At 40.3% G+C, this 18,189-nt stretch carries 18 protein-coding genes and 1 other annotated feature; of the genes, 12 read left to right on the top strand and 6 right to left on the bottom strand.

Annotation, left to right across the window (positions count from 1 at the left end):
- The first annotated feature begins 135 nt into the window (after window positions 1–135).
- The 3 genes from M3197_RS16920 to tatC all read left to right on the top strand — a co-directional run bounded on the left by M3197_RS16920 (window position 136) and on the right by tatC (window position 2,782).
- Window positions 136–837, top strand: a complete 702-nt coding sequence (locus M3197_RS16920; protein ID WP_251663029.1) for an SDR family oxidoreductase — start codon at window positions 136–138, stop codon at window positions 835–837.
- Between the two features lie 818 nt (window positions 838–1,655).
- Window positions 1,656–1,853, top strand: a complete 198-nt coding sequence (tatA, locus tag M3197_RS16910; protein WP_251663027.1) for a twin-arginine translocase TatA/TatE family subunit — start codon at window positions 1,656–1,658, stop codon at window positions 1,851–1,853.
- A gap of 8 nt (window positions 1,854–1,861) precedes the next feature.
- The gene (gene tatC / locus M3197_RS16905; protein WP_251663025.1) at window positions 1,862–2,782 is read left to right on the top strand and encodes a twin-arginine translocase subunit TatC; all 921 of its coding nucleotides are present in this window, start codon (window positions 1,862–1,864) and stop codon (window positions 2,780–2,782) included.
- A gap of 49 nt (window positions 2,783–2,831) precedes the next feature.
- Here tatC and M3197_RS16900 read toward each other — a convergent pair whose 3' ends face one another.
- Entirely contained in the window at window positions 2,832–3,737 is a 906-nt protein-coding gene (locus tag M3197_RS16900) for a hypothetical protein (RefSeq protein ID WP_251663024.1), read from the bottom strand.
- A gap of 280 nt (window positions 3,738–4,017) precedes the next feature.
- Here M3197_RS16900 and M3197_RS16895 point away from each other — a divergent pair, with 280 nt between their 5' ends.
- On the top strand, window positions 4,018–4,179 hold the full coding sequence (locus M3197_RS16895; RefSeq protein WP_251663023.1) for a hypothetical protein: 162 nt from the start codon (window positions 4,018–4,020) through the stop codon (window positions 4,177–4,179).
- 353 nt (window positions 4,180–4,532) lie between these two features.
- Window positions 4,533–4,979 carry a GNAT family N-acetyltransferase gene (locus M3197_RS16890; RefSeq protein ID WP_251663022.1) on the top strand — a complete coding sequence of 149 codons (447 nt, stop codon included), beginning with the start codon at window positions 4,533–4,535 and terminating at the stop codon, window positions 4,977–4,979.
- A 23-nt stretch (window positions 4,980–5,002) separates the two neighbouring features.
- Here M3197_RS16890 and M3197_RS16885 read toward each other — a convergent pair whose 3' ends face one another.
- The gene (locus tag M3197_RS16885; RefSeq protein WP_251663021.1) at window positions 5,003–5,725 is read right to left on the bottom strand and encodes a zinc metalloprotease; all 723 of its coding nucleotides are present in this window, start codon (window positions 5,723–5,725) and stop codon (window positions 5,003–5,005) included.
- 202 nt (window positions 5,726–5,927) lie between these two features.
- Here M3197_RS16885 and M3197_RS16880 point away from each other — a divergent pair, with 202 nt between their 5' ends.
- The 4 genes from M3197_RS16880 to M3197_RS16865 all read left to right on the top strand — a co-directional run bounded on the left by M3197_RS16880 (window position 5,928) and on the right by M3197_RS16865 (window position 9,164).
- A complete protein-coding gene (locus M3197_RS16880; protein WP_125101272.1) occupies window positions 5,928–6,161 on the top strand; it encodes a YkuS family protein in 234 nt (77 codons plus the stop codon).
- Between the two features lie 170 nt (window positions 6,162–6,331).
- Complete coding sequence (locus tag M3197_RS16875; protein ID WP_251663020.1) at window positions 6,332–6,769, top strand: GatB/YqeY domain-containing protein; 438 nt, start codon at window positions 6,332–6,334, stop codon at window positions 6,767–6,769.
- Window positions 6,770–6,936: 167 nt separating this feature from the next.
- Entirely contained in the window at window positions 6,937–7,797 is an 861-nt protein-coding gene (locus M3197_RS16870; RefSeq protein ID WP_251663019.1) for an alpha/beta fold hydrolase, read from the top strand.
- 446 nt (window positions 7,798–8,243) lie between these two features.
- Window positions 8,244–9,164 carry an iron-hydroxamate ABC transporter substrate-binding protein gene (locus M3197_RS16865; RefSeq protein ID WP_251663017.1) on the top strand — a complete coding sequence of 307 codons (921 nt, stop codon included), beginning with the start codon at window positions 8,244–8,246 and terminating at the stop codon, window positions 9,162–9,164.
- 163 nt (window positions 9,165–9,327) lie between these two features.
- On the opposite strand, the gene M3197_RS16860 is transcribed toward M3197_RS16865, so the two are convergent.
- Together M3197_RS16860 and M3197_RS16855 are read right to left on the bottom strand one after the other, a co-directional pair.
- The gene (locus M3197_RS16860) at window positions 9,328–10,641 is read right to left on the bottom strand and encodes a short-chain fatty acid transporter (RefSeq protein ID WP_251663015.1); all 1,314 of its coding nucleotides are present in this window, start codon (window positions 10,639–10,641) and stop codon (window positions 9,328–9,330) included.
- 107 nt (window positions 10,642–10,748) lie between these two features.
- Window positions 10,749–11,327 carry a YdcF family protein gene (locus M3197_RS16855; RefSeq protein WP_251663012.1) on the bottom strand — a complete coding sequence of 193 codons (579 nt, stop codon included), beginning with the start codon at window positions 11,325–11,327 and terminating at the stop codon, window positions 10,749–10,751.
- A gap of 150 nt (window positions 11,328–11,477) precedes the next feature.
- Between M3197_RS16855 and M3197_RS16850 the strand changes: the two genes are divergently transcribed.
- Entirely contained in the window at window positions 11,478–11,936 is a 459-nt protein-coding gene (locus M3197_RS16850) for a helix-turn-helix transcriptional regulator (protein ID WP_251663011.1), read from the top strand.
- Window positions 11,937–12,169: 233 nt separating this feature from the next.
- Here the strand turns inward: M3197_RS16850 and M3197_RS16845 are convergent, their stop codons facing one another.
- Window positions 12,170–13,075: a catalase gene (locus M3197_RS16845; protein WP_251663009.1), complete on the bottom strand. Its 906-nt coding sequence runs from the start codon at window positions 13,073–13,075 to the stop codon at window positions 12,170–12,172.
- Window positions 13,076–13,394: 319 nt separating this feature from the next.
- Window positions 13,395–13,617, top strand: a binding site (T-box leader).
- 69 nt (window positions 13,618–13,686) lie between these two features.
- Between M3197_RS16845 and proS the strand changes: the two genes are divergently transcribed.
- Complete coding sequence (proS, locus tag M3197_RS16840) at window positions 13,687–15,126, top strand: proline--tRNA ligase (protein ID WP_251663007.1); 1,440 nt, start codon at window positions 13,687–13,689, stop codon at window positions 15,124–15,126.
- Between the two features lie 159 nt (window positions 15,127–15,285).
- On the opposite strand, the gene pdxS is transcribed toward proS, so the two are convergent.
- Entirely contained in the window at window positions 15,286–16,131 is an 846-nt protein-coding gene (gene pdxS, locus M3197_RS16835) for a pyridoxal 5'-phosphate synthase lyase subunit PdxS (RefSeq protein WP_432814014.1), read from the bottom strand.
- A gap of 240 nt (window positions 16,132–16,371) precedes the next feature.
- On the opposite strand from pdxS, the gene M3197_RS16830 reads away from it, so the two are divergent.
- On the top strand, window positions 16,372–18,105 hold the full coding sequence (locus tag M3197_RS16830) for a methyl-accepting chemotaxis protein (protein WP_251663005.1): 1,734 nt from the start codon (window positions 16,372–16,374) through the stop codon (window positions 18,103–18,105).
- Window positions 18,106–18,189 lie beyond the last annotated feature (84 nt).

Here is an 18,189-nt window from a genome sequence, read left to right as displayed (position 1 = left end):
AGCGTACCCATGGACGTTTGAAGATTCAAATATCTAATTATTATTGTTTATCTGCGTGTCAAAAAAATATTTTTGGCACCCTAACAACGGGTCAAACCGTTGATACATCAACATTTATAGAGGGAGGGATTTTGTATGAAACAACTTACAGGGAAAACTGCAATTGTTACAGGAGCCAGCAGCGGAATTGGCTCAGGCATTGCGAAGGAACTTTCGGAACAGGGGGCCAATGTTGTTCTTGCGGCACGCAACATTGATAAGCTAAATGAATTAGCAAAACAACTTACAGCCGATGGAGGATCCGTGCTTGTTGTGAAGACAGACGTATCCAGCCAATTAGATGTGGAGACTCTCGCAGCTAAAGCAATGGATACATTCGGTGGCGTCGATATTTACGTCAACAATGCAGGACAAGTGCTAACAGCTGAAGTGCGCTCGGGGAAAACGGAAGAATGGGAGCAAATGATTGACGTCAACATTAAAGGTGTCTTGTTCGGCATTAATGCTGTTCTGCCATCTATGCTTGAAAAAGGTGCCGGCCATCTTATCAATATCGCCTCTGTTTCTGCAACAGAAGTGACCAAAACAAGTACAGTCTATAGTGCTACTAAATTTGCCGTCCGTGCAATCTCTATGGGACTTGAAAAAGAACTCGCAAAAACAGGTGTCCGTGTCACCAACATTTCTCCAGGAATGGTCGACACTCGATTAGGTGAACAATATGATTGGGGCGATCGTAAGAAGCTTCAAACAGCAGACATCGCAAAAGCTGTTATTTACGCGGTCACACAACCTGACTATGTCAATGTCAATGAAATCACAATCCGACCTGTTTAACTGGAAAAAGCCGACATCGCAACACGCGAAGTCGGCCTTTTTCAGGTTAAGCCGCAACAGCTTTTTTCAAAAAACCCATTAAAGTCGCAGACACGATTGACCCGATAATCACGGCAATCAAGCAGAGCACCCAACTACAATCCACTAGGGGGAACACAAAGAGCACACCGTGGGGAGCCCGTCATCCAATATTGAACGCCATCGACAGACCACCGGCAATACCAGCACCAGTCATCACAGACGGAATGACACGGAGTGGAACGGCTGCCAACAGGTTATAAAATCATTCAAGAGTGGGTGGAGAGATTTATGTATAATTATTTCCTAATCCGAAATACTTATTGACCGCTCTATTTGGCTTTGATAAAATAAAGTGTCTTATCGACAATGTTCGACATAGAGTTGTTATATATCTTCAGTGTTTTCATAAGCAACTAACAGGCAATATTACACTATTGCCGACTTGAGGTTAGTTGTATGGTTCAGTTACTAGTGAAAAAATTTGTGCCTTCGATTATTTGTAATGGGATTGGGATATAACTAAACGATGAGAAGAAATCTTCATCCAATGTTATGCCGAGCTTTTTGCATACTTGAAAAGGGCAATAAAAATTTTTTCATATTGAGGTTCCTAATCCTTTAATAAGGGGTAATTACAAAGTGTCGATCTCTTTTGACGTGGAAAGGGACCAGTTACTAATTAGGTGGTTAGCGTCTAACAACAACGATTGACCACTTGAACCGCGTTTTGCTCTAATTAGTCATTTGCACTGCCAATATGTAGGTAGTCTTTAAAAATGAGAAAGGGGATGAAAGGCATGAACTTAGCAGCTATCGGAGTACCAGGGCTAATTATCATTCTTGTGATTGTACTTATTTTATTCGGACCTCGTAAATTACCTGAAGTTGGTTCAGCAGTCGGAAAGACACTTGCAGAATTTAAAAAGTCTGCAAAAGACATCATGGATGATGATGAAAAAGTTGAAGCTAAAAAAACTTCTGATATAGAGAAGTAGGTGATAAGATGGATCCCAATAGTAATCACGAAAACTTAAATCCGTTGGATGAAAACAATAAAGAAGCAGCTGAAAAGTCTTTAGAAGCCAAATCTAGTGTTGCGGATGAGGAAGTACTGAAGACGCCAGAACAAGCACCTTATACCGATGAAAACGGTTATCCAACGAATATTCCACCAAAAAAGACAAAAGAAAAAAAAGTAGTTGAAGAAGACGGTGAAGGAGAAGAATCCAACCTCGTTGAACACCTAACAGAATTACGAAAACAGCTGATTAAAAGTATTGCTGTTTTCTTGCTGTTCTTCATTGCCGCCTTCAGCACCATTAATGTTTGGTTCCCTTATATTACACGGGGGTACAAGTTAATTGTTTTGAGTCCGATGGAGGTCATATCGTTTTACACGACCATTTCAGCGGCATTAGCATTCGGTCTTTCTGTGCCATTTCTCTGTCATTTTTTATGGCAGTTTGTGAAACCGGGGTTAAACGAGAAAGAAAGTCGTTTCTTAAGTCTTTACTCACCTGCAATTCTAATTTTGTTCGTAGTGGGTTTAGCATTTGGTTACTACATTGTGAACCCGCTAAGTTACAAATTCTTAGTCTCCCTCGGTGAGATGAACTTTGACGTGATGGTTTCAGCTCAAGAATATGCACGCTTTCTTTTGCTGACAACGATGCCAATTGGTTTACTGTTTGAATTACCTGTTGTCGCGCTATTTCTTTCCGCGATTGGAGTTCTTACATCAGGTTCTATGAAAAAAGTTAGAAAGTGGTCATATGTAGTCCTCGGAGTTGTATCCGCACTCATTACTCCACCTGATTTCTTCAGTCAGCTCATTATTCTAATCCCAATGATTGGTCTATATGAAGCAAGTATATACCTTGTCACGAGAACTGAAAAACGTCTAGAAGCTGCTAATGCAGCCTGAAAAAATCCCGCTTTGCACAATGCGTGCAAAGCGGGATTTTTTAGGTTCATTACTCGGTCAGTGCGTAATTGACACGAACGATTATGTTATTTGTTTCACTACGAAGTGTTTTGTATGTTTCTTCAAACGCTTCTTTGTTTTCGGAAGGGTTTTCAAATTTTCCAAGTTCTTCCCACATCGATTTCATCTTCATCATCTCTTCAAATAGTGCCAGGTCTGTTCCGGTCTGTGGTCCTGGAACTAACACAGTCGGAGAACCGAGGTTGAAAAAATCCTCTTGAATGATTGGAAATACAGGGTGTTCAAATTCATCATTCTCAATGAGATATCCAAGATCATTTAGAGAAGGAGCAGTCAGAAGAACAATTTGCATGATGCTTCGCTCTAGGTTGGTCGCTTCTTCCCAAGTACGATATTGGGAATCTGGAGTATTAGCGAATTCGTCAGCTCGTGTTTGTAAAAATAATTGATAGGCTTCAGGGACTACCGAATCTGATAATTGATAAGCACGACTTTCTGCAATGTCGATCAAAGCATCCGTTAAATTAGTTACATTAGTTACCTTACCGCCTTGGCTCGTAATGCCTCTGATCGGATGATCGTCAGGTGCATAGCGGACGATCCCTTGTTCTTTGGATAACTTTTCATATTCTTCTTGGGTAAGATTATCAGGAAAATTCCCTTCCTTGTCATAGACAGATGGAATCTCAACCGTTTGTATTTTCGCTAAGTCATACAAATCTCCGTCTTCATCTTGATTTTCTTCAGGTGTCTCACTATCCGCAGTTTCTTTAGAAGTAGGTGGTATAGTATCTTCTTCTTTATTACGTGATTGTTCTGAATTCTCTTTAGTTGCATGTGCGTCAGCGGCGCTTTGTTTCTGCGAAGTATTTCTATCTGGACTACAGGCTGGAAGTAAAAGAAGTATAAGTAGCAAAAAAACAGTTTTCTTCATATGTAGAGTGCCTCCTAATTGGGTATGCTGTGTATGATACGGTTCTTTTCCAATAGAGTTTCACTAAAGCTAAAGATGATACTTCCGTAATGCAAAAGTAAAAAGGCTTAAGTCCTGATATTATTTAAACAAAATTAAGAGCATCTGTTAGTTGAAAAAAACTTATAAAGTTAAGGTAAATAGTTGAACCTGTTTCCTAATAATTGGAGAAGCATTGAAAAGTAATGAAAGAAATGTAGACAAAGAAAAATATTGTTGGAATACCCTTGTGTTTGTTGGAATGAGGGCGTACATTTTACTATTTGGTGTATTGTTTGGACAAAACGATATCTTGATAGGTGTTTCCACAATTACAACGTTACTTGTGCTACTTGAACGTGAATCATCTAATCATCCAGTACAGGACACAGTTAAATTCGCAAAATGTTTCTTATTTGCATGAATTTCTACATTTGCTACTGACTGTTCAGTATGGACAGTTGAAGCATTTTCACTGCAATACCTATTTCTACTTGCTATCCCTGTAACAGGCGATGAATTACAACTTTTCTAAGAAGTCTTATCACTCTCAGGAAATTAGCATCGAAAAACGTAAAATCACTCGTAAAGGTGAAAGGGCCTATTTTGGAAAACAAAATTATTCTAAGTATGTTGCTTGAAACTGTTGATGAATTTGAGCTAATTCATATAGAAGACGAACGTATGAAACCTAATGTTGAGAAGTGACGTCCAGTCAAATGTAACGCACATAAGCATAACTTTCTTATGCGGTGCAACAGAAAGGGTTGAATAGTCGTGAATCTAGAAATTCATGACGTAACGGCAACGAACTATCGGGATATCCTCGAATTGAAAGTTGCCCAGTCACAAAAAGATTATATAGAAACACCTTACCAATGTCTGGAAGATTCTTTGGAATGGAAGCAATTTAAACCAGTAGGGCTCTATGCCAACCAGGAACTTGTTGGATTTGCTATGTATGGTTTTTTCAAAGGGGAAGGTCCACAAGGAAGGTTGTGGATTGACCGACTGCTCATTGATGAACAGTTTCAAGGACGAGGTCTTGGTACAAAATTTATGAAGAAACTTGTTGAAACCGTAACACAAGACTATGGGGAGCAACCTATTTTCCTAAGCGTCTATCCTGAAAATGAAGGTGCAGTTCGACTGTATGAAAAGTTAGGTTTTAATTTTATTGAAGAACGTGATGTCAACGGTGAGCATATTATGGTGAGACTGTAAAAAGGGAAGGAGCCTGGATATTATCAGGTTCCTTCCTTTTTCTCGTTTTCTTTCTGTTCTTTTGCCAATTCCTCTTTTGCCTCGGTCTCTGCAGTTTCTTTAAAATCTTCATGAATCTCATTTCCAACAACTTGTGGTTCCGGAGTGGGTTCTTCATCATTATCTGCTTTTAAGTGTTCAATTTCCTCGTGCATCTTTTCAATCTTTTTCATTTCTTCTTCATACTCTTCATCTACTTGTGTCGTAGAGGGAATAATGTCATCCTTATTATAGTCAACTCGTTTACCATAGCGGATGAGCTCGTAGATGATCATTCCATTATTCGGTTTTCCATTCGTAACAAGCATAGGTACGGCATCGAACAATACATAGAAAAACACATAAAATATGAACCGATCCCAAAACCTCAACTGGTCCTGCAAGAAACCGTTTGCTATTAGGGTATTCAGCGCTAGAGCAACGATAATATTTGTTAGGATCGGAGCAGCATAGATCATAATATACGAAAAGTTACTCTTACGTTTAATATCATCGAAGGAAAACCAACTATACAAATGGTAGTATTTACGAATATCAAAAATCCAGAATTTAAAAATCCGCGGGCCAGAGCCGACTGTGATTCTAGGGTTTTTCACACCGAACAGCAGAGTAACTGACAAATACCCAAATTCTCGTATAAACAATACAACAGGCAATATAATAAAAGCTGAAATAACAAGAGCGATTAAATCTGAAATCCCAAACAAGCATCGTCACTTCCTTATCGTATCTTCTTATCAAGAATACCCGATACAATGGAACACGAACCTCATTAATAGGTCATAGTAGAGTGATATAGGTGAAAGGATAGGGAGTTCGTTAGAATGGAAAAGTTTAGTCTGGCACTTGAAGGGAATGATACTAGTATTAGCAAAATATAAACAATACTACTATGAGGAGGAAGGTATAATGGCTAAAATTGCAGTTGAAAAACCATTCGATGATGTGAAACAAGCGCTAGAGGAAAAAGGACATGAAGTGAAAATGTTTGAATCTGACGAAAAAGTAAGTGGCTATGATTTCGGTGTGATCCGTGCATTGAGTGATGTCAATGTAGACCAATATGATTTCCCTATTGTTAGTATCGAGGGAAACTCGGTTCAAGATATTGTTGATGATGTTGAAAAGAGACTCGCACGATAACAGAACAAAGAAGCTCGGACTATTCCTGGTCCGAGCTTCTTTATTTAGTTTTTGATGGTGAAGTTGTGACTCTTTTTTTCGTAGTGATCCCATGAAGGCATGGAGAGTGTGGTATCGTGATTTTTTTTGTATACTAGAAGTGAACGTACTTTCTGAAATGAGGGATTGCAATGTCGGAACTAAAAAAGACATTAATGGCTGATATGAAAACAGCAATGAAAGAGAAGGACACCGTTAAAAAAGGTGTTATTAATTTACTACGGGCAGGTATTCAAAACCAAGAGCTCGAACTTAAGCGCGATTTGACGGAAGAAGAAGAGTTGAAAGTGGTTCAACGTGAGCTTAAACAAACCAAACAATCTCTAGAAGAAGGGCAAAAAGCGAATCGTGAAGATATTGTTGCAGCAGAAACTGAAAAAATTACGATTATCGAGCACTATTTACCAAAACAACTTTCTGTCGATGAAGTAAAAGAGCTTATCGCTAAACTTGGTATTAGCAAAGAAAGTTCTATGGGACAAGTCGTCGGTCAGATGATGAAAGAAACTGCTGGCAGCGCTGAAGGTAAAGTGGTATCACAAGCAGTGAAAGAATATCTGAATAGCTAATATAAAAAAAGGACAATCCAACGAGTCGAAATAACTCTCGGATCGTCCTTTCTTAAAAATACGAAAGATGTGGTACCATGATATTGCACTCAATAAATGAAACATTAGCTGGGATCAAGCAATTTGTAGAATACTACAAATAGGAAAAATGGTGGGGAGGAATAGATTTGAAGAAGTTTCAAATAGCCATTGACGGCAATACTTTTCACGGATGTGAAATTGGTGATATCAGCCTTCCTTCACTTGTTTGTTTGCACGGAATGACTGGTGATTTAAATAGTTTTTCTGGGCTCATTGAATACCTAATAAATGATTTTCATCTTATTCTTATAGATAATCCGGGGCATGGCGATACTGAAACACTGAAACTGGAGGAGGATTATATGTTCTCCTCCTTAGCAAAGAGTATTTATCAAGTAATACAAAAGATTACGAATAAACCGTTTTACATGTTGGGACATTCTTGGGGGGCAGATATTTGCCTACACGTAGCAAAAATATTTCCGGCAAAAGTAAGTGGCGTTATTTTATTAGACGGAGGATATGCGTTTCCTGAACATGTTGATGGACTGACAGAGGAAAAAGCCTTGATAGATTGGAAGCAATATGTTGAATCCAGTATATATGGTTCTTGGGACGAAGTGGCCAAAGAATACCAAAGTTACACAACAAAGCAATGGGATGAAAGCCTTAATTCGTTAATAGCAACTAGCTTTAAAAAGGTTAAAGACAACTATGTATTTAAGGCTGATGTTTTCAGTATTCAAGCAATTATTAAGGCATTCTATAAAGAACCTTGTTCAACCACGTTTGACAGTATTCAGTGTCCGGTTTTATTACTTCATGCAACAATTGAACCAACAGATTCAGCCCGAAAAACGGGAGTGCAGGAAATTAAAAAAGGCATTAACGTATTAAAGGTAATAGGTGTAGAAAACACTAAACATCACCTTCATTGGGACTATCCTGAAAAAGTTGCTAATGAAATTCTGTTGTGGAAACAAGAAATCAATCAAGAAGTTTATTAACGATATTTTCTGGTTCTCCACAAAAAATGTGCTTGACTGCAAGATAACCGCTATAGGATTTTCGCTTCAGGCGGACGCTTTCCGCTACAATCCTGCATGGTGAATGTCTAGAAAATTTGTAAGAACAGATTTTGGCTTTGAGCCCATTTTCTACTTCAACAAATTAGGATTATAAAAGAAGATAGTTAAAGTAGCCTTGTTAAATTGTTTTTAACAAGGCTATTTTTGAGTCTAATTTTCAAAGGTATAGAACGATTGATAGTTCTCCAAAATATTTTCTGTCCAGGATATTGTGAGCCAACGCCCGTAGAAATGGGGAATTTTGCTTAAGAAGCTATTGACAAGAAATTAAAAGAAGACTATTATTTTGAATGGTAATGATTATCATTATCATTACCGCGTAGGAAACGATAGAAATCATAACAAATATGAAGGAGAATCACAAATTGAAAAAATTACTACTACCTTTCATTATCATGTGTGTACTAATTATTAGTGCCTGTGGCAATAGCACAAAGAATCAGGCAGCAGAGGATTCAAATAAAGAAGATGAGAGTGAAACAATTACATATCAGTCTGAAAACGGACCTATTGAAGTACCCGCTCATCCGAAAAGAGTAGTAGTTTTGACAGGTAATGCAGGAGACTTAATCGCACTTGGCATCAATATCGTAGGGGTGGACGAGTGGTCAAAGGCAAGTCCATTATTTAAAGATCAATTAAAAGATGTTACAACTGTTTCAGATGAGGATCTAGAGAAAATTATTGAATTAAAACCAGATTTAATTATTGGAGACAGTGATAATAATAATTTAGATAGGATGAAAAAAATTGCTCCAACAGTTAGCTATACGTACAATAAGGTCGATTATTTAACTCAGCATTTAGAAATTGGTAAATTGGTAAACAAAGAAAAAGAAGCTCAAGCCTGGATTGATGACTTCAAAAAACGTGCCACTGCTGTAGGAACTAAAATTAAAGCAAAAGTTGGCGAAGATTCAACAGTGACTGTAATGGAAAGTTACGATAAAGATATAGGGATTCTCGGCAATAGTTGGGGAAGAGGGACAGAGGTTCTTTATCAAGCAATGGGTCTTAAAATGCCTGAAAAAGTAAAAGAAATGACAAGTAAAGAAGGATACTACATGATTTCATCTGAAGTATTATCTGACTATGTTGGGGACTACTTGGTTGTAAGTAAATACAATGACCAAGATAATTCCTATCAAGAGACAGAACTATATAAAGAAATGCCTGCCGTGAAGAATGACCATGTAATTGAAGTGGATGGGAATGCCTTTATGTTTAACGATTCTATAACTTTAGATTACCAACTGAACTACTTTAAAGAACAATTTTTAAAATAAGCTGTTCTCAAAAAGATTGTGAAATGGTACAAAGATATGCTCCCAATGCGTCAATCCAAATAATAGGGAGTGTCATTCATTAATAAAAGGATGACTAAAGGAAGAGGCACCATTTCGTTCAATTTTGAGCGGAATGGTGCCTCTGTTTCATGTTCAGAAACGCTTAGAAGAAGTATAGTCCGACACTAATAACGATACCACTGAGCACAAGAACGAACACACAGTATCCCATAATGTCTTTAGCACGAAGTCCTGCGATTGCAAGTGCAGGAAGTGCCCAAAACGGTTGAATCATATTCGTCCAAGCATCGCCCCAAGCAATTGCCATTGCAGTTTTAGAATAACTGACCCCTAACTGCTGAGCCGCATCCAACATAATTGGCGCTTGAACAGCCCATTGTCCACCGCCAGAAGGAACAAAGAAGTTAACGATTCCAGCTGCATAGAATGAAAATAGTGGGAATGTAGCTGTAGTCGAGATATTAACGAATCCTTCAGAGATCACGCCGGCTAATCCAGAGGTGACCATCATGCCCATAATCCCCGCATAGAATGGAAACTGAATAATAATGCCACCAGCTGTTTTTACAGCATTGGCAACAGCGGCAAGGAAAAGTTTTGGTGTACCGTGGAAGATGATCCCTAATATGAAGAATATCAAATTCACGATATTTAAATTCAAGTCAAACCCATTTACAGCGAAGTGGTGAACTAAATAGACAAGTCCCAGAGCACCAATAACCATGGAGAGAATCCAGCTGTTTTCCAAGCGTGAAGCAGGTGTGTGTTCAGTGATTTCTTCTACAATAAGTTCGTCCTCTAAAAGTGTCGGGTCAACCGCCACCGTTTCTTCCGGTTTAGGCATCATAAACCTGTTCAAAATAGGTAGTGTGATAAAAAGAATACCAACAATGATGAGATTATATGTAGAAAAGATCGTCTCAGATGTTGGAACAACTCCCATGATGTCTGCAAATGGATGATCAGCGGTTGCGATGGAAAGTGGGATTGAACCACCAAGCCCTCCGTGCCAGACAATGAAACCTGAGTAAGCACTAGCAATCAGTAATCGATAATCGACTGTCTTAACTTTCTTTGCAATTTCTTTTGCAAACAAAGCACCAATGACCAAACCGAACCCCCAGTTAATCCAACACGCAATTAGAGAAACAACTGTAACTAGAACGATTGCGGAACCAGGTGACTTTGCGAGACTTGCTAAACTGCTCAGTCCCTTTTTAAATAGTGGACTACTAGCTAATACATGCCCAGCTACGAGCACGATTACCATTTGCATTGTAAATGACAGTAACCCCCAAAAGCCATCTCCCCAGTAGACGACCATATCGAGTGGTCCTGAGTCTGTTAACCCAAGACCTAATCCAAATACAACGAGTGTGAGTATTGCTACAAATATGTACGGATCTGGTAAATATCTTTCCATGATGGTATTTGACCATTTCGTAAGTACGCGCATTGCCCATACCTCCCCCTTTTACTAGTGACACTTCCTAAGACTACCATAGTAAAATTCAGAGGAGAATATGTTTTTTGATAATTCCTATTTGAATAGGATGTTCGTAGTTATTTTCCAACAATCCATGTTTTTAACAAGGCAAGCCGTTCACGGAATCGAACTTTAGCTTCCACAACTTTGGGGGTCTTGGCGGGGATGGCATCCCATTCATAGCCCACTTTTTCAGCTAGGTATCCGGCACGTGCTAGGTGGTAATCACTTGTGATTAACGTGACACCTGTAATGCTTTGAGGGAGTAGTTTTTTTGTGTTGACTAGGTTTTCATATGTGGAAGTAGACTGATCCTCGATAATCATTCGGTTTTCAGGAAATCCTTGTGCTGATAAATAATTCACCATGGCTTGTGCTTCGCTAATGCCTTCATCGTGCCCTTGTCCTCCTGAAAGAACGAGTGTTACGTTCGGATGGCTCTCTGCATAGGAAAGAGCAGCCTCTAACCGATATCTGAGTGCAAGTGAAGGTGTCGTTTCATTTACTTTTGCTCCGAGAACAACTGCAATCGAATAGTTCCCGTCAGCGCGCTTATTTTGCGCTTCTTTCATCGCCTGGCCTGTTGCGAACCACCATGCGAAAATCATGAAAAAACCAATAATCATCCCAAACAATAAACGTTTCCCCTTTTTCATCTAAATCGCTCCATTTCCAGGTACCTAATTTTCTAATTCATTCGTTAGTAACAAGACGGAAATGGAAAAAACAAGTTGCCAGATACACAGTTACATTGTAAAGTTGCTTTGATAAGTGTAGTATTACACTGTTATGAAAGGGGGATTCCTATGAATCCAGAACAACTGATAGAGCAAATCTCACACCGTGCCATCCTCATCCGTACGGAAGCTGGTTATTCACAAGACACAATGGCCTCTATTTTAGGCATATCCAAGAAAACGCTTGTTCAAATAGAAAAAAATCGTACAACTGCTAGTTGGACAGTTGTTGTAGCGATTGTTGCACTATTTTCCGATAGTGAAATTATCCAATCGCTTTTAGGAGATGCACCAATAGAGGTCATCCGAACCATTTCCCACAATGGTTTGGATCGTCCGAAAGGGAAGACACTCGGAGGGAAGGTTTGGTGGAAAGAAATAAGAGGTGCAAAAGAGTTCAGAATCCAACAAAATATGATCAGCCAGCACTTTCGGATATTAGACAAAGAAGACTATGTCTGGTTCAGTACGTTCGATGAAACAGAAGTATTTGAGCGGTTTCAAGAGTTGACTCAAAGTAAACAGTAACTCCATCAAAAAACTGCCAATCAGTTGAAGAGGCAGTTTATAGGGCGGCGGTTGAGTATATGTATCCGGATGATAAACTAGCACCTTACCTTCTATTTTACTCATTAAAGCAATCTTAGGAATTCCTTCTTATTCCAGCTCGATTAACTTAAAGTTCCCCCTATTTAACAATGTCAAAACTAAATGAGCACAAGAGGAATGAGTTGCTTACGGGATGTCTGGCCAGAGGTTTTCTAGATTTCAGATGAACGTCTGTGGTAGGATTCTGCATACACCTTAGATCTGTAATGGAGCACAGGATCATCTGAGCAACTGAACCCAAGAGCTTCGTTTGTAGGATCAAATAAATGATTTTCTGCAAGATCTACTCGTTTTTCAGTGAGTACTAGATTTCCAATATCGATTACCATTCGATCTTCTGGCCATGATTTAGATGGGTCGTCTATCGGGTCTTCTGGAGCTGCAAGAGTCATGAGTAGTCTGAAACTCACAGGGGAATCCACCATGCGTTCCAGTAACTCCAATTCCATATCTTTTGTAGTGAAGGGAAGCTTGTCTTCCTTAGCTACAGGTACGAAAGAGAAGCGAACAGCCTGACGTTCACCTGAAGAGGTATCAAGAATATAAGCATGGAGTGCCCAGTATTGAGTAGTTGCAAAGCTCGCAGGAGTCTTCAGTTGTTTCAGTAATGGGGGGATGGTTTTGAATTCCGTGTCCTTACTAAGTGTGGCGAGTTTTTCTTTTAACGATAGATTCTTTCCGCCAACTGCTTGGATAAGGCGCACAAATGCTTCTGGTGTTTTAGTTGGAAACACCGGTACATTGGCCATTACGAGAGAGATTGGATTACCGGAAGCCATTGGGAACTGAACAGCCATACCTTTAATGGGGATCAGTTTCTCAGAAGTACCGGGTATAGGAGAACTATGAGAAAAGCGCACAATGACGTTTTGAGCTTCTCCTTGTAAAAATGAAGCTTGAGTAAAAGGTTTCGCGTTGTTGTTTGGTGTGAAAATAGCATTTAATCCAATTCCTTTTGCGTGGGCTCTTCGATATCCCTTATGGGTCCCAGCAACTTGTTCAATCACATCAACGGCTTCAATTGGAGAATTTGACGGGTTTTGTTGTGATGAGTTCATAGATCTCACTCCTTTGTAGCAGTATACCCGTACTCAGTGAAGTCAACCTTCCGCTGATTGGTACAAGCCTCTCACCAAGAAAGCCATAATTCGTAGGATCTTTTCTGGAATGCGGCCTCCTAGTGAGCTTATGTAGTGAAAATCGAAAACATCTATTATTGTCACTCGGACAGAGGTTGCAATTTTGTGAATCGCCAACTATATAGTGAACTCTGTAATTGGTTGAGTTTATTTGGATATGCAACTGTTTTTCATTGGTGGGGGATGGAATGCTTTTCACCATTGTTTAGGAAACGATTGTTTGGTATAGTATAGGAAATAATGATCGATGAAGTGGCCAAGTAGATAAGAATTGTGAAACAGAAAATAGAGCGCTTTGCTGAAAGCTCTATCACCTCTTCTTGTTGAATCCTACCACCGAGATGTCGTGTAAACACGACCGGTTCGTCCCGTTACGAAACGATAGAGGGCTAATTTGCAGATTTTCGCTTATTAGTCGAACTAAGGTGGTACCGCGTCCAAAACACAAAGACGTCCTTTTACAGAGGATGTCTTTGTGTTTTTTTGTGGATAAAGACTTCACACACAATCATTGAACAGGAGGAATAGACATGTCAAACACGCAACAGAATGATTTTTCGAAGTGGTATATTGACACGATTCAAAAAGCAGATTTAATGGATTATACACCAGTACGTGGATGTATCGCGTTCAAACCAGATGGCTTTGAAATTTGGGAGCATATTCAAGATGAGATGAACCGCCGATTCAAAGAAACGGGACATCGTAATGCTTATTTCCCAATGTTGATACCGGAATCCTTCTTCCAAAAAGAAAAGGATCATATCGAAGGATTCGCTCCTGAATTGCCTTGGGTGACAGAAGCGGCTGGAGAGCCACTTGAAGAAAAACTTGCGCTTCGTCCAACCTCAGAAACAATGATTGGTCACTTATATTCCGACTGGATCAAGAGCTATCGTGATCTTCCAGTTCTTATCAACCAATGGGCGAACGTATTCCGTTGGGAGAAGAAGACATTACCATTCATTCGTACATCCGAGTTCCTATGGCAAGAGGGTCATACTGCTCATGCCAATGAAGAAGAAGCGCGTCACGAAACGATGCAAATGTTGAACATTTACAAAGAAGTCGTAGAAGAGCTTCTAGCCATACCGGTATACGATGGTCAAAAAACACCATCAGAGCGTTTCGCAGGAGCGGTGGATACGTATTCTATCGAAGCGATGATGAAGGACGGAAAAGCAGTTCAAGCAGGTACATCTCATTATCTTGGTTCAAAGTTTGCAGAAGCGTTTGATATTAAATTCCTGACAAAAGAAAATAAGCATGAATTCGTTCATACGACTTCTTGGGGAACATCAACTCGCCTAATCGGTTCTGTCATTATGGTTCACGGCGATGAACAAGGCCTTGTGTTGCCACCGCGCGTTGCACCAACTCAAGTTGTGTTAATCCCAGTAGGTCCTTGGAAAAAGAATCCTGCGATTATGGAAAAACTTGATGAAATCTATGCCGAGTTGAAATCAAAAGGAATTCGTGTACGTTTGGATGACTCGGATCAGTCGCCAGGTTATAAATTTAACGAGTGGGAACTAAAAGGCGTGCCAGTTCGCGTTGAACTTGGACCACGTGATTTGGAGAACGCACAGGCTATGTTGAAAATGCGTGATGTAGAAGGTAAAGACGCATTTGCATTAGAAAGTTTGGTCTCAGAAATCGAAAACCAACTGACAACGATGCAAAGCCGCTTGTTAGAAAAGGCGCGTGCGTTCCGTGATGAGCATTCTCATACGAACATTGAAACATTAGATGAGCTCACTAGTCATATTGCTACATCTCAAGAAAACAATGTAATCCCTGGGTGGATTCTTGCAGGCTGGTGTGGAGATGACGCGTGTGAAGAGCACGTAAAGGAAGAAACAAAGTTCACGACACGTAACATTCCATTCAATCCACCAGTTGAAAAGCATACGTGCATCAACTGTGGTAAAGAAGCAAAGCATACTGTTTGGTTTGCACGCGCTTATTAAATTGATGAAACCCCATCGACTCCGGAATTCGGGTTCGATGGGGTTTTTAATATGAATGGTTTTGGAAAGTTAACAGTAACAGCCATGTTGCTGTTGAATGGATTACTACACTAAAAATGCGTCCTACACTACATATAGAAGGTGTAGCTATATAGCGTCTTACAAACTCCGAGTGGCCATTAGTTCATGACTGGCAAGTTTTGGGATTTCCAAGCCTTTCATTGGTGTACCGATTCCTTTTGAAAGCTTAGCGATTAAATCATAATTTTTGTAGTCTGCAGTTGCCTGTACGATTGCGCGAGCAAATGCTTCAGGATTATCCGACTTAAAGATGCCTGAACCAACGAATACACCGTCAGCTCCTAATTCCATCATCAATGCTGCATCTGAGGGTGTTGCGACGCCACCTGCTGAGTAGTTAAGAACAGGCAGTCTTCCTGCTTTTTTAATGGCTTGTAACAGTTCATAAGGTGCACCAAGTTCTCGTGCTTCAGTCATCAGCTCTTCCTCGTTCATATGCACAACCTTAGTTACTTGGGCATTGATCATTCTGAGATGGCGTACGGCTTCTACGATATTACCTGTACCTGGTTCCCCCTTCGTACGAAGCATTTTAGCTCCTTCACCTAAACGGCGGGCAGCTTCCCCCAAGTTGCGCGCACCACAAACAAAAGGAACCCTGAACTCACTTTTTAATAGATGGAATTCTTCGTCGGCTGGTGTTAGCACTTCGCTCTCATCGATGCAGTCCACATTAAGTGATTCTAATACCCTCGCCTCGGAAATATGTCCAATACGTGCTTTCGCCATGACTGGAATCGAAACCGCTCGCTGTACTTCTTCAACAATCCTTGGATCTGCCATTCTCGCAACGCCACCCTCAGCACGTATATCCGAAGGAACTCGTTCCAATGCCATTATTGCCACTGCCCCCGCAGCTTCTGCCACTTTCGCTTGCTCTGCGTTAATCACATCCATGATAACGCCACCGTATGAAAGATTCATAATTATTACCCCCTTTTGATATGTTCAGTATACCTATGAATGACCACTTTGAAATGGTCAGATATGTAATAATTGAAGTGGTCAGATTTGCTTGCGCACCATGGATTGAATATATAAAGCTAGGAAAGATTAGGTTGTGAGAGATTTTCCCTTTAGTACTATGAAAATAGGTATTGCAAAAACATTAAATTAGTAATAATTGGCCAATCGTAACCGATATGAACTATGGAGGGGATCAACATGAAAAGGAGAATCCGTACAAAACTTATATTGATTTCTGCAATTTTACTCGTAATTCCAAGTTTGGTGATCGGGCTAAGTGGCTACACATTAGCCAAAAACAGTTTAAATGATATTGGATCTCAAGGATTAAAAAATGATGTAATGCTTGCAATCGATGTACTAGAGTCGTTACAAGAACAAGTTGATAAAGGCCATTTATCGCTTAAAGAAGCTCAAGAGATTGCTAAAGAAAAATTGATCGGTCCGCTTCAGGAAGATGGAACACGTGCAATAGAATCAGAAGTGGATATGGGAGAACATGGTTATTTCTTTGTCTTGGGAGATGATGGAGTCGCTCTCGCACACCCTGTTAAAGAGGGAGAAGACTTAAGTGGCTCGAAGACTAAAGACGGTATGCTGACGACAATGGAAACGATTAAAACCGCGCAAAATGGTGGAGGCTTTCTAACTTTCGATTTCGCGGTGCCGGGGACAGAAACGGTTGCACCTAAAATTGTATATACTCAAGTGTTCCAACAATGGGGTTGGAATGTCGTTGCCGGTTCCTATTTAATGGACTTCAATAGTGAATCCAAAAATTTGTTAATGGTTTTGGGAGTAGTTCTTGGAGTTTCTCTTCTCGCAGGGGCTGTTGTCATCATCTGGTTCTCAGGTCACTTATCGAAACCACTTATACGAATTACAGATCATGTAGCTCAAGTGGCAGACGGTGATTTGTCAGGTGAAGCTGAACGCGTCCGAAATCGAGATGAGATTGGAGAACTTGCATTGTATGTGGGTCGGATGACGGACAATCTTAAGGCAATGATTGAACAAGTCTCGAATGCATCTATGCAAGTGGCAGCGACTTCAGAGGAGCTGTCCGCGAGTAGCGTAGAAACGAGTCGTTCGGTTGAACACGTTTCAGAAGCAATTCAGGAGTTAGCAAGCGGGGTTGACGGACAACTGGAACAAACTGAAACTGCCAATCAGGCAGCCGCTTCCTTATCTTCAGATATGGAGCATGTCACAAAAGAGATGGAGCAAGCAGGGAAGACCGTACATTCCACTGTTCAGCTAGCGCATGAAGGATCCGAATCAGTGTCACGTGTTGTGAATCATATGGAATCCATTCAGCAAGAAACGGATTCTGCTTTCAATTATGTCAACCAGCTTGGTAGTAAATCTGCGGAAATCGGCAAAATTGCAGGTATGATTACGGATGTAGCAGAACAAACAAATCTACTTGCCCTTAACGCAGCAATTGAAGCTGCACGTGCCGGAGAAAACGGAAGAGGATTTGCAGTGGTGGCTGATGAGGTTCGAAAACTTGCAGAGCAATCCTCGAACGCGGCTACACAAGTAGGTACACTTATAGCGGCAATTCAGGAAGACATCGGGTATTCCGTCACAGCGATTGGAAAAGGAAATCAAGCAGTGAAAGAAGGAGCGAACCTTGTGCAAGAGACTGGTCAGACCTTCCAACAAATATCCGAAGCGATTACTAGCATTTCTGCTCAAATTGAGGATGTAACAACTAGTACCGAGAGAAACCGTATGGAGTCTGGGCGGATTGCCTCAGTCATTGAACAGACCGCTACCATTGCAATGGATTCAGCAAATCATACAGAGAACATTGCGGCAACAGCTGAACAGCAAACAGCCTCAATGGAAGAAATTGCAGCTGCTTCAGAAACATTGGCTCAAATGGCACAAGGTTTGCAAGATACGGTTCGTCGATTTAAGTTATAATACACCCTATTTAAAACGGCCCCTTCAAGCTCACACGAGTTTAAAAGGGGCCGTTTTTGTATAGTCTAAGTGCTATGAGCAAAT

This window comes from Sporosarcina aquimarina, assembly GCF_023715615.1.
Taxonomy (GTDB): Bacteria; Bacillota; Bacilli; order Bacillales_A; family Planococcaceae; genus Sporosarcina; species Sporosarcina aquimarina_A.
The sequence above is the reverse complement of the archived record's forward strand: the minus strand, read 5'-3'. Positions and strand labels throughout refer to the sequence as shown.